Here is a 14,188-nt window from a genome sequence, read left to right as displayed (position 1 = left end):
TACTAACCATGAGTCAACCAATAACCAAATACCTTCTGATTAACCCTGGGAAAAGAGTTTGCACTACATATGAACAGGTTCCCGGCTACCTGCATTCCCAGTTAATCCCGAATGCCAAATGCTTTACGGACATTGATGAAGATGGCGTGATCATGGATCAGCATATCCAGGCCAATGAGCTCTCTATTTCCTATCATCTCATTCATCTGAAAAAAGGGGTGGCACTCACTACCATAGCTCCCGGCAAAAACTATTTGCCGGTTGGAATTTCCGGCTTTGCCGCAAATTCATCCACCCTGCCTATGACCATGAAACTGGGGAAAAAAGAGCTTAATACGCTGAAAGGCGCATCAGATACAGCTACCCTGGTCACTGAAAAAGAATTCGTGGTCAGCTTTGAGGTAAACCTCCACCTTCCGCTTGCAAAATACATGGTGCCGGAGTTCCCGTTGTTCGGCGCACTGAATGTAGACGAACCCACTACCGATAAACAGCCGGTACGGAAAACGCCTTATCATCTCAACGAGGTCAACTACCAGATCATGCACCGGATCCGTAGCTTTAAAGCCGTGGGAGAAACCGCAGATGTGTTTTTCCGGCGCAATGCCATCGACTTTTATGCTACCTATCTCCGTTTCCTGCAGGCGCCTCCGCCACTGATGCTGATGGAACAATACAGGGAAAAACTGCGGGAGATAGCCAATTATATCATTCATCACCCAGCGGAAACAACCACTAAAGAAGCGCTATGCGATAAATTTGGAGTGGCTTCCGAATTCCTGGAAGCACCGTTTGAACAGGAATTCCTCATTACCGTAGAAGAATTGATCCTGCAGGAAAAAATGGCTTTCGTTTTTAAAATGTTAACTGAAACCAACCGCACACTAACACATATTGCCAGTGTCACCCGGTATAGTAACTGGGAGGAACTATCGGCCGTGTTTGAAAAATACTATAAATGCAATATCGCAGAATTGCGGGCCGCACAATAACCCCTTACTGATGGTCACCCGGCGGCGGCCCTGTGCTGCTGCTGTGTGCCATTGGGCTCCGGCATAGTGATCCCGGTGTATTTACTTTCCTCCCTGCGGCAATTCCTTCAGCAATTCCTTTATAAAAAGATCCGCAGCTTTTTTATGATAGGTTCCTTTCTGCCAGATAATATATGCACGGCGTTGTAATTCTTTTCCTTCAATAGGAATGGCCACCAGGTTTTTCCAGCCCAGCAAAGCCCTTTCATTCAACAGGGTAGCCCAATGCCCCTTTTCCACCAATGATAAAATGGAATGTACATCGTTCATCTCAATCCTCACCGCAGGTTGGATCTTATTCCGTTGTAATACCTCATCCAGCGAGTCACGGGCGCTGAAACCCCGGGATGCAAAGATCAGGTCTATGTTGTTAAGGCTTTGCAGACTGATCTTCTTCAGTTCCGCCAGCTTATTCTTCCTGGACACCGCCATCACAATGCGGGAACGGAACAGCTCCCGCGTTTCCAGGTCCTTGTAAAAAGCCTCCTGGTGAAAAGCCAGCACCAGGTCCAGTTCAGACGCCCGCAGCTTGCCTTCCAGCTGCTCGGTGGTGCCGTATTCAACGTATATTTTAATACCGGGATATTTCATCGGAAAAGTGGTAAGCGCCGGCAGCAGGAATGAAGTAAAGGCATACGTAACGCCTATACGTAATTCGCCGCTGAGCATATTCTGCAGGTCCTGGACAGCCTGTTTACCCTTCTCTACATCGAGCAGTATCTGGCGTGCATGCAACAGGAAAACCCCGCCCGCTTCGGTGAGATGAACATGCTTGCCTATCCGGTCGAATAACAGCATACCCAGCTCATTCTCCAGCTGCTTGATCTGCTGTGATAAAGTGGATTGTGTGATGTATAATGCGGCAGCCGCCTCTGTAAAGTGCGCCATTTCCGCAGCCTTTACAAAATACATCAGTTGACGAAGCTCCATGCACTAATCGGTTTTATCAATGAATATCATTAAAACAATCTATTTAACAAATATAGTTCTCTTACCGAAATTTGCACCAGTTTAATAACAGATCAATACCCTAATAATGATTTTCAGATGGATACTTTTCGTGCTTTAAAATCCCGCAATTTCCGGTTATTCTTCTACGGACAATCAATTTCACTCATAGGTACCTGGATGCAGAAAACAGCCGTATGCTGGCTGGTATACCGCCTCACTAATTCCGCAGTGCTGCTGGGAGTAGTGAGCTTTGTAAGCCTTATTCCTTCCCTGCTCCTGTCGCCCTATGCAGGCAGCTATATCGATCGTCACAACCGTTACAGGATACTCGTGATCACGCAGATCATTTCCATGCTGCAGGCAGGGGCGCTTGCCCTCATGATCCTGCTGCGCTACTATAACATTCCCGGTATCATTTTCCTGTCGCTGGTACAGGGTGTGATCAATGCTTTTGACGTTACCTGCCGGCAATCGCTGATGGCAGAGATGGTAGAAAAACGGGAAGATCTGCCAAACGCCATTGCGTTGAACTCAACAATGGCCAACTTCGCCCGCATTGCAGGACCTGCGCTGGCAGGGATCATCCTGAGCACTTTCGGGGAAGACATCTGCTTTGCCAGTAATTTCCTCAGCTATATACCCGTACTGATCTCTTTATGGATGATGAAGATAGTGCTGCCACCTGTACTTAAATCCGACCGGAGCATATGGGCGGAACTGAGAGAGGGCTTTCATTACATTGCAGGCGATAAAGACCTTTTGTCCCTTCTGCTGATGCTTTCTGCCAGCAGCCTGCTGGTGATCCCTTTTAATACCCTGATGCCGGTATTTGCCAAAGACATTTTTAACGGCGACGCCAAAACATTCAGCTGGTTTGAAAGCGCTGCCGGGCTGGGTTCCATAGCCTCCGCTATTTATATGGCCAAACTCAAACCGGGAAAAGACCTGGTAAAGCTGCTCATCACCGCCAGCCTGATTTTTTCATTGAGCGTACTGCTGCTGTCAATGTCCGGCTGGCTCCCGCTTGCGCTGGTGTTCATGACACTTTCGGGGGTAGGCATGATGGCGCAAACAGCATCTATCAACACTTACATACAAACGCATGCAGTTCCTTCCATGCGGGCAAGGGCTATCAGTTATTATATCATGGCTTTCCAGGGTATTATACCTGTAGGTAGTTTGCTTACGGGGTTACTGGCGCACTTTATTGGCCCGAGGTTAACAGTGTTTGTAGCCGGATCTTCGTTAATTATCGTAAAAAACTGCGTCTCCATCACCACGAAATACAGGAGAACAGCCGCACTGGCATTGCTGCATAATTGAAAAGCGGGGGTTACAGCCCCCGCTTTTTTATCAGAACTTAAACGACAAACTTCCCGTAAAACTTCTCAGCTTCTGCGGGTTTACAGTAGTATACCCGATCCAGTAATGTTTATCGGTAATATTATCCATTTTAAACGCTACCCTGAAACGTGGCTGATCATAAAAAATACTGCCGTTCAGCACCGTGTAGGATGGCAGTATGAAGGTACCAACGGTCCGGTCATTTATGATCTTGTTATCGCTGGCATAATTACCGCCAAATCCAAATCCGAGGCCATCGGCCACACCGGCGGAGATACGATAGCTGAGCCAGAGGTTAGCTACAGAGGGTGCACCGGCAGTACCGGGGCGCATTCCTTCCACATCTTTGGCAGCGGCTTCATACCTGGAATCATTATAAGCATAACCGGCCACAATGTTAAAGCCCTGGAAAGGATTTGCAATTACTTCTGCCTCAAACCCTTTGCTCACCTGTGTTCCATCCTGTACAGAAAAATTGGGATTGGCCAGATCCGGGCGCAGTACATCTTTTACTTTGATATGATAGTAACTGAGCGTACTGTTAATGCGCCCATTCAATAACTGCAGCTTCACACCGCCTTCCAGCTGGTTGGCCTGTTCCGGCTTAAACGTTTCCCCTGAAGCAGTAGTACCGGTTTGATTGGTAAAACCGTTCTGATAGTTACCAAAGATAGAGACCCGGTCTTTCAAAGGCTCGTATACGATCCCCAGTTTGGGAGAAAATGCGGTTTGATTATAGCCGCCTTCATAGATCCCCTTTACATCGCTGTAACTGCCCTTATTATCAAAATAATCCACACGGAGGGCTGCCAGTATCATCAGGTTATCCGTCAGGTTTAATACATCCGATATGTAGGCGCTATAAGTGTTGGTAAGGTTCTTAATGGGAAAAGTAAATGCCAGGCCCTGGTTGGCATACAGGGTATCCATGTTCCGGCGGTTAAAATTGGCATACGTTGGAATATCGCCATGAGACGGAATGGTGTCATAGGTGCCGCCACCAAAGAACTGGTCGGCTTTATGATGGAAGTAATCCAGGCCCCCTACGAAACGGTTCCTCAGGCTGCCGATCATAAAATCCCCATTGAAATTCTGCTGTATTTCCAGTATACCATCCCTGCTGTTGTCTGTGAACTGGTCGTTGCGGGAAATATAATTGCTTCCTTTGGCGCCGGCTACACCAGTAGCAGCGGCGTCCGACAGGAGATAAAAATAAGGAGAAGGACCGTTTGAAAAACTATTGGTAGAACTGATGTTGGTGCTCATGGTCCACTGGTCAGACAATTTATACTTCATCTGCCCGAAAATATTGGTGTTACGGGAAGTCTGGTATAAATCATTCTTTACATAAGCCCTTTTGTAATCTATTTTCAGCTCATCTGCACGGTTGGTGCCCAGGTCTGCAATAGGCTGCATATAAGGGAAGAAAAATACACCCAAACCGGTATTCTGACCTGTGGAGAACTCTGCATCAAAGAGGAACGACAGGCGGTCGTTCACCCTGTATGATAAGCTGGGGGCAAAGGCAAAGTTTTTATTGAAGCCATAATCCTGCCAGCTGCCTTCGTAATTATACGCAGTATTGATTCTCAGTAATACGTCCTTTTCTTTATCCAACGGCGTATTCACATCTGCGCTTACGCGGTTAAAACCGTAACTGCCCATCGCGTAGGTAACATCTCCGCCAAAATGATCGTAAGGTTTCTTTGTAACACGGTTGATCAGGCCGCCGTAAGAAGTAAGACTGTTACCAAACAAAGTGGCAGATGGCCCTTTGATCACCTCCACGTGCTCCAGGTTATAGGCATCAATTTTAGCGGTAACATTACCTGCCAGGCCATTGCGCAGTTTACTTTGGGTAATAAACCCACGTAGATTATAATAACCGCCACCATCGCCGCCACGGCCGGTAGCATCCCACATGCGGGTAAGACCCGGTGCATTTTTCAGGGCATCATCTACTGAAAATACCACCTGCTGCTGCAGCAGCTCTTTGGTGATAGTGCTGTATACCTGCGGGTTTTCCAGGTTCTTCAGCGGCATTTTTGCCACATCATAGCTGGATGTTTTAATAAGTTTATTATGGTTACCTGTTACCACCACTTCTTTGAGGGCTTTACTGGTAACAGCCAGCTGCAGCCTGAGGTTGGTGGTTTTCCCGGCATTCACCACTACCTGTTCCTCTATGGGCGTGTAGCCCATAAGGGTAATGATGAGATGATAACTGCCTGGTTTAATATGGGTAAACGTAAAGGATCCATCCGTTTCAGATATCGCTGTTTCATTGGTTTCCTGTAAAAGGATCACTACATCGGAGGCCGCTTTACCATCTGTGGTAACCACTTTTCCTCTGATGGCGCCAGCATTTTCGTCTTCCGCCATCAACCATGCGGGTGAAAAAAGGAGCGCTAATAATAAAAATATAAAGCCGGTCTGCCTGATCATACTTTGCTTTTTTTGATTTTGCAAAGTTGGAGCAGACAGCACCGGCTTTATAGTCGTATCCGGAATTTTATTTACGCAATAAGGAAATTATCTACCGGATCACCGCACGGGTAACCCCTTCCCTGGTGATTTTTACCGGCTTAATATAACCGTCTTTATCAAAATACATCCGGTCTATACAGGTTTCACGGGAATTAGCCGCTTTTTCCGTCAGCGGGCGGCGGTGGTAAACAATATACCAGCGGTTTTCTTTGGGAATGCCAATAACAGAGTGATGACCGGCCCCGGTGGCGATGCTGGCGTCCTGCTGAAGGATCTTCCCTATCCTTTTGAAAGGACCCATCGGGGAATCGGCAATGGCGTAGGCCACACTGTAGTCGGGGCCTGTCCAGCCTCCTTCAGACCACATGAAGTAATACTTACCGTCCTTTTTGAACATAGTAGGTCCCTCCACATATTTCTCCGGCGTGATCTCCTTAAAGGTAGTCCCGTCTGCAAAAGGAATAAAGCCGGTGAAATCAGGCTTCAGCTGTGCAATATTACAATGTCCCCAGCCGCCGTAAATGAGATAATATTTACCGTCGCTGTCGTGGAACACGTACTGGTCGATAGGTTGAGCCTTATTGATGATCTTGTCTACCAGCGGTTTGCCCAGGTAGTCTTTAAACGGACCTGCAGGATTGTCGGCCACCGCAACGCCGATTCCGCCAACCTCTTCGTTGCTTTGTATATCGTTTGCGCCAAAGAACAGGTAATACCGATGATCCTTCTCTATGATCGATGGCGCCCACACAGCGCGTTTAGCCCATTTCACAGATGCCGTATCCAGGATCTGCGGATGTTTGGTCCAGGTTACCAGGTCGCGCGAGGAGAAAGCATCGAAGAACACCTGTTTTTCATAGGCAGCGGAATAAGTGGGATAGATCCAGTATTCCTTCCCGAATACCATTCCTTCCGGATCGGCGTACCAGCCGGGGAATACGGGGTTCCCGGATAATTTGTCCAGCTTTTTCTGTTGAGCCATCGAAACATGCGTACTTCCAGCGAGCAACAACAATGCTATCATTCTTTTCATGTAACCAGATTTTATGAATCGTTAAAAATAATAAAAATCATTCGCCGTTCTAAAGAGATAATAAATTTTTGCTATACTTTTCCATAATTTTATCGTTCAGAAAGGATTTTACATGAAGCGGGGAAAAAAAATAATCAGGTTGTTGCTGATCATCACAGGCATATTTTTACTGGTGATTACAATAGCCGGTGGTATTCTGTACAGCCAGCAGGAACGGCTTACGCAGATGGCGGTGAAAGAGTTGAACAAGCAGTTTGCAGGGGAGCTGGTGATTACAAAAAGTAGCATTTCCCCCTTTAGCAACTTCCCCTATATTTCCATTGCCCTTCACGATGTCCGATTTTTTGCAGATAAAAAAATGCAGGGGCTGCCACTCTACCAGGTAGAGCGCCTGTACGTGGGCTTCAGCTTACCGGATATTCTCCGCCAGCATTATAACGCCCGTATTATTGCACTGGCCAACGGAAAGGTACATATGGCCCGTTATGCCAACGGGGATGTGGATCTTATCAAAGCCCATGAATTCAAAAGCAGCGGCCCTTCTGCCCCTGCCGATTCCAGCGAGGACCTGAGCCTGGATCTGAAAAAAATCATCCTGAAAAATATTGATGTCAGTTACGACGACGGTGTATCCGGCCTAAATGTGAGCGCGCATATCGACAAAATAAAAACAGCGTTCTCCATGGACTCAGCCCGTATCGCCATTGATATGGACAGCAAACTGAAAATAGATGTTACCGGTAAATCGGATACTACCCTCTTCCGTCATAAAACATTAAACTTCGCGCTGGCGGCGGTGTACGACAAACAGAAGAAAACGCTCACTTTACCGCCCGGTATCATCCGGCTGGAACAGGCCTCCCTTGAGCTGCAGGGCATAGCCAGCGAACGTTATGTAGACCTGAAAGTAAAAGGCGATAAACCTGACCTGAACCTCCTGCTGGCCATGGTACCTGCTGATGTAGCGGCCATGCTGGAAAAATACCGCCACGATGGCCGCGTATATTTCGATGGTATCATCAAAGGCGCTATCGGTAAAGGCATTATGCCCCTGATGGAATTCAACTTCGGCTGCGAAAACGTATGGTTCCAGAATAAAAAGATCGACCGGAAAGTAGACCAGCTGGGCTTCAAAGGCTTTTATACCAACGGAGCTTCACATAACCTGCAAACATCCGAGCTGCATATCCTGAACTTCAATGCAAAGCCCGGCAGCGGTGTATTCAAAGGCAATTTTGTGATGAAGAACTTTACCGATCCGCAGATCCTTATGCAACTGTATTCTGAGCTGAACCTCCGTTTTGTGGGGGAATTCCTTGGCATCAAAGACCTGGAACAGATCAGCGGTGAGATAAAGCTGAATATGAATTTCCGGGAGATAGTGGATATGAGGATCCCTGAAGAAAGCCTGGCAAAACTGAAAGACGGCGTACAAAGTGAGCTCACGGTCAGAGATCTTGAATTCCGCATTCCCGGTTACCACCTGCCGGTACGCAATATGAATGTACATGCGCAGATTCAGCAGGGACGACTTCAACTGGATTCCATTGCTTTTCGTATAGGCAGCTCCGATATACTTGCAAGCGGTGCTGTAAGCGATGTACCTGCACTATTCCATCAGCAAAACAAACCGGTGGCCGTAAACTTCAGCGCTTCCAGCAAGCGGCTACAGCTGGGCGAACTATTTAAATTTGATTCTACCCATCCTGTTCTGTCAAAAGAGATCATCACAGGGTTTAACATAGGCCTGGCATTTGAAACATCTGTAAAAGAGTTGCTGCATCCCAATCCATTGCCCAAAGGGACTTTCAAAGTAGAAAAGCTATATGCTAAATTTCAACAGTACCCGCATGCACTGCACGATTTCAATGCAGCAGTGATCATCAACGATACCAGCCTGCGGGTGCCCAACTTCAGCGGAAATATAGACAGCACCAGCTTTGCATTCAAAGGAAAATTAAATAACTATCTCATCTCGTTCGATAAAATTAAAAAAGGGAATACAGAGGTAGCGTTTGATTTTAAATCGGACCGACTGGCAGTGAACGACCTGGTGAGTGAGCGTGGCCGTAAATTCATCCCGCAGGGATATTGGTATGAAGAAGCCAATAACGTATGGCTGCGCAGTAAAATGAACATAAAATATGATACTGTTTTTAAAAGGATAGATGCCCGTATTGCGAATATCTCAGGTACACTGAGACAGCACCCTATCAAAGTGGAAAATGTGAAAGGAAGGATCCGTTATGGTAATAACCGGTTTATTGTAGTGGATACGCTTACCGGTAAAGTAGGGCGTACCGACTTTAACCTCAACATGCGTTACGCCACCGGCAAAAGTAAACGGCAACAGAGCCGCAGCAACTATTTCCGGTTCAAATCCGATATGCTGGATATTGATGAACTGATGAACTATGATTTCACAGACCAGCCAGTGGCCGGTACCGCACCTGCGAAGCGTACCACTATAAAGGAAAACGACTCCCTGCATGCGGCGGGCTTCAACGTATTCAACATTCCTTTTTCAACATTTGAAACACAGGTGGATATAAAGAAGATCAAATACAAAAAGTTGTGGCTGAAAAATGTGCTGGCGAATATTCATATGCGGGAAGACCAGAAAATAAAAGTGGATACCATTGCCATGAATATAGCCGGCGGGCATATTGCCATGCGCGGCATGTTCAATGCTGCCGATCCGAAGAAACTGTACTTCCGAAGCGGGATCTATCTCAAAAACGTAGACATCTCCAAAATGCTCATCAAGTTTGATAATTTCGGTCAGGACTTTGTGCTCAACAATAACCTGAAAGGTATACTGAGCGGGCAAATCAAGAGTTATGTACGCATGCACCCTGACCTTACACCGGTGCTGAGTGAAACGGAATCCCGGATGGATATTGAAATCACCAACGGCACGTTGCTTGACTTTGGTCCCATGCAGGCCATGGCCGGTTATTTCAAAGATAAAAACCTCCGCATGGTAAGGTTCGATACTCTCCGCAATAAATTAACCCTGAAAAACGGTGTGCTGGAAATCCCGAATATGAACATCAATTCCTCACTCGGCTACATTGAAGTGTCCGGTAGCCAGTCGCTGGACATGAGCATGAACTACTACCTGCGCATTCCCATGAAAATGGTGACCCAGGTAGGTTTCCAGGCACTCTTTGGCCGCAGGCAGGAAGAAGTGAATGTAGACCAGGTAGATGAAATTGAGTACCGGGATAAAGATAAAAAGGTGCGTTTTATGAGCATCAATATCTCCGGTACTCCTGATAAATACAAGATCGCGCTTAAAAAGGCAAAGAAAACCTCCTGACAAAGCATCAGGGCATTACAGACGCCCGCTGACGGGTGATATATGCAATCCTGCTTTTTGCTTCTTCTTCGCTGGTTTTATCGGGTATCAGTTTATTGCCCGTATATTTTTTGTACAGCGGGGCAGCATTGCCAGGCTGGAACTGTACCTGTTCCACAAATGCTACCATCCCGGGGATCACTGCGCCAAACCAATGATCGTCCTCCCGCTGCTTCCAGGTCACCAGCGTAAGTAGTGCATCTGCCGGGTAGCCTGCGGCGCCTTTCCCTGCACTGGCCATTGCCCGCTCATTACCATACAGGGTGCTCATGGTCTGCTGACCTTTCTGAATACCGCTGGTGATCACTTTCCATTCGTTCAGTTTCAGGAACGGCGTATCAGGCAGCGATGCAGCGGTATGTTGCGTGGGCGTGGTGAAAACAAAATCATTGTTGCGCATAGGCTGGTGACAGTTAACGCATTCCATCGTGAACATGGCATTTTTTCCATACGGTTTCAGGTCGGTGCCTTTCCATCGTGCCCAGCCCCAGCCCTTGGTAGCAGCGTATTTATGGCTGTCTTTGATCATAAACTCCACCTGTTTAAACTCGCCCGGTGTAATATTTCCCGTGCTATCTGCCAGCTCGTCCCAGGCTATTTTGGCGAATACCGTACCATCAGGCCATGGGTTGGTTGTATGTTCCCGGATCGCCTTCACTGCAATATCATTCCCTGTGATCACCCGCATGGTGCCATTATCCAGTCGCTGTGTGCTGCTGATGGCTTCCCAGTTCTTATAATCCTGCATATAGCCGATACCGTTAGCAACAGGCTGTATCCGGGCAGCAGGGGCAGCTGGTTTCCAGGCATCGTATTGGCGGTTGGCGGCAGCGGTTTTACTGCTGTCGGGTTTTACGGGCAACAGCTGCGTAGCCAGGTAATTTTTAAGCACCGTGGTATCTTCCCCTGTTAAACGTGCAGTGGGATGAAGCGCAGTATACTGCGGGAGCGGCATTGTTTTAAACATCACCTGGTTAAGGGACTCAAACAGTTTTCCCTTCTGCTGGTCTTTTGACAAACTGTCCCAGGTAGAGAAATTAAGTACCTGCCTGCCATCAGTGATATGACCGGCTACCAGCCAGACGGCAGGCGATACCTGGTCGAACCAGGCCAGGTGCGTTTCGTTGGAGTGGCAATCGTAGCAGGCCTTCCGCAATACGGCGCTCACCTCCGGCGGAACATCCGGTTCCCCTGTTACCGGCGGATTCGTGATACGGGGCCTGATGAACTGTAAAGCGATAAAACAGGCGGCAGCTATCAGCAGTACTACTTTCCACTTCTTATTCCGTTTCATAATGTCGTCATTTATATTTGCATCAAAATAAATAACCTGTATCACCTCCAAAGATCCATTCAGGTGAACCGGACAAATAAGGGGGTGAAGCAGTATAATTTAACAATGAACCTTGCATATAGTTGCCCTTAGCCGGCATCAGCATGTTCAAATCCGGACACGGCGGCCTTAAAAACGGACATTATCATTTATACAAATAACTCATTATCAATTCATAGAGCCGTGGCATTATCTTAGTCAGGATAAATTGCACTACTCATAATTGTGTAAATCCCATGATGCTAAAGAACTATATAAAAATCACATTCAGACATCTCCTGAAAAATAAAACCTATAGTTTCCTGAATATTTTTGGGCTGGCAATAGGCTTAGCCTGTGCTGGTGTTATTTTTTTATGGGTAGAAGATGAAGTTACCTATGATAGTGCACATGTAAAGAAAGACCAGATTTACCGTGTATGGGAAAACTGGAATTATGATGGGGATATACGCACATTCAATTCTACACCTGCCCCCCTGGCAGAAGCCATGAAAACGGAAATACCCGGTATTATCCAAACCTGCAGAGCTTCGCAGGGTGGCACTGATATATTATTTACGCTTGGAGATAAAAAAATGTATGCCTCCGGTCTGTATGCAGATGCCAGTCTCTTTAGCATTTTCACGTTTCCGTTTATAGAAGGCAATGCGGCCAACCCTTTTCCTCAATTATACTCTATTGTTATCACAGAAAAAACGGCCAGGAAACTTTTTGGTGGAACCAGGAACCTGGTAGGCAAAACCATTACGGTAGATAATGCGCAGCCATATGTGGTATCCGGAGTGATAAAAGACATTCCCGAAAATTCCAGTATAAAATTTGAGTGGGCTGCACCTTTCGAAATCTATTTCAAACAAAATGCCTACCTGAAAAACTGGGGCGCCAATTCTGTCGACACTTACGCAGAGCTGGCTCCCAATGCAGATGTATCAGGCATTAATGCTAAAATGCAGCACATCATTGCCAATCATAACCCCGGCGCTATTAACCAGGCTTTCCTGTTCAATATGAACGACTGGCGGTTGCATGGCCAGTTCAGCAATGGCAAACAAAGCGGCGGCCGTATAGAGTATGTCCGTTTATTTTCACTCATTGCCTGGATCATTTTATTTATTGCCTGTATCAATTTCATGAACCTGGCTACCGCCCGCAGCGAAAAACGTGCGAAGGAAGTGGGCGTCCGCAAAGTAATGGGAGCAGGAAAGAATAAACTGATCGCCCAGTTTATCTGTGAAGCATTGTTTATGTCGGCGCTTGCAGCAATACTGGCGGTATTAATTTTATTTGTTGTGTTACCCGGATTCAACGCATTGGTTGATAAGCATCTCAGCATAGCATTGGATAAGCCGATGCATCTCCTGTGGCTGCTGGGTATTACAGTGGTATGCGGCGTACTGGCTGGCAGTTATCCTTCGCTATACCTGTCATCCTTCAATCCGGTGTTTGTGCTGAAGGGCATTAAATCAAAAACAGGCAGTGCTGTCTTTATCCGTAAAGGCCTGGTGATTGCGCAGTTCAGCGTGTCTATTATCCTTATCATTTGTACCGCTGTTATTTACCAGCAGATCCAGCATGTGAAGAAGCGTAACCTTGGCCTCAACAAAGACAACCTTATTTCCATGGATGCGCAGGGTACTATAAAGCAGAATTTTGCAGCCGTTAAAACAGCATTACTGGCAACCGGCGTAGTGGAAAATGTTGCACTGGCAGATCATGTTCCTCTATATGGTGGTAATAATACAGAAGATATAAGCTGGGAAGGAAAACCGGCTACCAGTAGTATCCTTATTTCCCAGCGGCTGGTAAGCCCCGAGTTCATTCAAACAGCCGGTATGAAGATATTGGCTGGCAGCGATTTTAAGCCTGTGGCTGCAGCAAATGGTATGGATGTATTGATCACTGAATCGCTGGAGCAACTGATGGGCAAAGGCAGCGCCGTTGGCAAAACCATTACTACGCCATACACCGCAGATTCCAGTATTCACTCCCGTGTTGCCGGGGTGGTAAAAAATTATGTATATGGCAATATGTACGGCAGCCCTGATCCGGTTGTGTTTTACTGTTTGCCCGAAGAAACGAACCTGATGTACATACGCATGAATGCCGGTGCAGATAGAGAAGCAGCGCTTCATAAGATCGGCGCGGTTATGCAACAAATGAACCCTGCATATCCTTTTACCTACCGGTTTATAGACGACCAGTTTAACGCCATGTTCACAAATGAAACGCTCATGCAGCAGCTGTCGCGGTTATTTGCCACACTGGCCATAGTGATCAGCTGCCTGGGATTATTCGGTCTGGCTGCTTACACTGCCGAAAGAAGAACCAAAGAAATAGGGATCCGCAAAGTACTGGGCGCCAGCGTATCCGGTATTACCCGGCTGCTTTCTGCCGATTTCCTCAAACTGGTGGGTATTGCAGCCCTGATAGCATTCCCCGTGGCCTGGTATACCATGGATCAATGGTTACAGAAATTTCCCTACCGGGTATCTATCCATTACTGGGTATTCCTGCTGGCGGGTTTAGCCGCCATGCTGATAGCACTGCTCACCATCAGCTTCCAGAGCATAAAAGCGGCATTGATGAATCCTGTCAACAGTTTAAAAGCAGAATAATCTGCCGATGTGACGGTTATAACGTGATAGGTT

Annotated in this window: 8 protein-coding genes; 4 read left to right on the top strand and 4 right to left on the bottom strand. The window is 47.0% G+C overall.

Annotated elements, in window-relative coordinates; translation table 11 throughout:
* Positions 1-8 precede the first annotated feature (8 nt).
* Positions 9-992: an AraC family transcriptional regulator gene (locus ABIE50_RS17600; RefSeq protein ID WP_209857606.1), complete on the top strand. Its 984-nt coding sequence runs from the start codon at positions 9-11 to the stop codon at positions 990-992.
* 81 nt (positions 993-1,073) lie between these two features.
* On the opposite strand, the gene ABIE50_RS17595 is transcribed toward ABIE50_RS17600, so the two are convergent.
* A complete protein-coding gene (locus ABIE50_RS17595; RefSeq protein WP_209857605.1) occupies positions 1,074-1,961 on the bottom strand; it encodes a LysR substrate-binding domain-containing protein in 888 nt (295 codons plus the stop codon).
* 117 nt (positions 1,962-2,078) lie between these two features.
* On the opposite strand from ABIE50_RS17595, the gene ABIE50_RS17590 reads away from it, so the two are divergent.
* On the top strand, positions 2,079-3,305 hold the full coding sequence (locus tag ABIE50_RS17590) for an MFS transporter (RefSeq protein ID WP_209857604.1): 1,227 nt from the start codon (positions 2,079-2,081) through the stop codon (positions 3,303-3,305).
* A 30-nt stretch (positions 3,306-3,335) separates the two neighbouring features.
* On the opposite strand, the gene ABIE50_RS17585 is transcribed toward ABIE50_RS17590, so the two are convergent.
* Positions 3,336-5,771: a TonB-dependent receptor gene (locus ABIE50_RS17585; RefSeq protein ID WP_142686851.1), complete on the bottom strand. Its 2,436-nt coding sequence runs from the start codon at positions 5,769-5,771 to the stop codon at positions 3,336-3,338.
* Positions 5,772-5,862: 91 nt separating this feature from the next.
* A complete protein-coding gene (locus ABIE50_RS17580) occupies positions 5,863-6,846 on the bottom strand; it encodes a glycoside hydrolase family 43 protein (RefSeq protein WP_209857603.1) in 984 nt (327 codons plus the stop codon).
* A gap of 112 nt (positions 6,847-6,958) precedes the next feature.
* On the opposite strand from ABIE50_RS17580, the gene ABIE50_RS17575 reads away from it, so the two are divergent.
* Positions 6,959-10,168 (top strand): AsmA family protein, encoded by a 3,210-nt coding sequence (locus ABIE50_RS17575; RefSeq protein ID WP_209857602.1) that lies wholly within the window; start codon positions 6,959-6,961, stop codon positions 10,166-10,168.
* A gap of 7 nt (positions 10,169-10,175) precedes the next feature.
* Here ABIE50_RS17575 and ABIE50_RS17570 read toward each other — a convergent pair whose 3' ends face one another.
* Complete coding sequence (locus ABIE50_RS17570) at positions 10,176-11,501, bottom strand: cytochrome P460 family protein (protein WP_209857601.1); 1,326 nt, start codon at positions 11,499-11,501, stop codon at positions 10,176-10,178.
* A gap of 275 nt (positions 11,502-11,776) precedes the next feature.
* Between ABIE50_RS17570 and ABIE50_RS17565 the strand changes: the two genes are divergently transcribed.
* On the top strand, positions 11,777-14,155 hold the full coding sequence (locus ABIE50_RS17565; RefSeq protein ID WP_354028062.1) for an ABC transporter permease: 2,379 nt from the start codon (positions 11,777-11,779) through the stop codon (positions 14,153-14,155).
* The last annotated feature ends 33 nt before the right edge of the window (positions 14,156-14,188 follow it).

The sequence above is a fragment of the Chitinophaga sp. OAE865 genome (genome assembly GCF_040546735.1).
GTDB lineage: Bacteria > Bacteroidota > Bacteroidia > Chitinophagales > Chitinophagaceae > Chitinophaga > Chitinophaga polysaccharea_A.
This window is presented reverse-complemented; position numbering and strand designations above follow the sequence as displayed.

What these genes read in the sequence shown, in the direction of transcription:
- ABIE50_RS17600 (WP_209857606.1), top strand. Translation starts at nt 9, where the DNA reads ATGAGTCAACCAATAACCAAATACCTTCTGATTAACCCTGGGAAAAGA.
- ABIE50_RS17590 (WP_209857604.1), top strand. Translation starts at nt 2,079, where the DNA reads ATGGATACTTTTCGTGCTTTAAAATCCCGCAATTTCCGGTTATTCTTC.
- ABIE50_RS17570 (WP_209857601.1), bottom strand. Translation starts at nt 11,501, where the DNA reads ATGAAACGGAATAAGAAGTGGAAAGTAGTACTGCTGATAGCTGCCGCC.
- ABIE50_RS17595 (WP_209857605.1), bottom strand. Translation starts at nt 1,961, where the DNA reads ATGGAGCTTCGTCAACTGATGTATTTTGTAAAGGCTGCGGAAATGGCG.
- ABIE50_RS17585 (WP_142686851.1), bottom strand. Translation starts at nt 5,771, where the DNA reads ATGATCAGGCAGACCGGCTTTATATTTTTATTATTAGCGCTCCTTTTT.
- ABIE50_RS17580 (WP_209857603.1), bottom strand. Translation starts at nt 6,846, where the DNA reads ATGAAAAGAATGATAGCATTGTTGTTGCTCGCTGGAAGTACGCATGTT.
- ABIE50_RS17565 (WP_354028062.1), top strand. Translation starts at nt 11,777, where the DNA reads ATGATGCTAAAGAACTATATAAAAATCACATTCAGACATCTCCTGAAA.
- ABIE50_RS17575 (WP_209857602.1), top strand. Translation starts at nt 6,959, where the DNA reads ATGAAGCGGGGAAAAAAAATAATCAGGTTGTTGCTGATCATCACAGGC.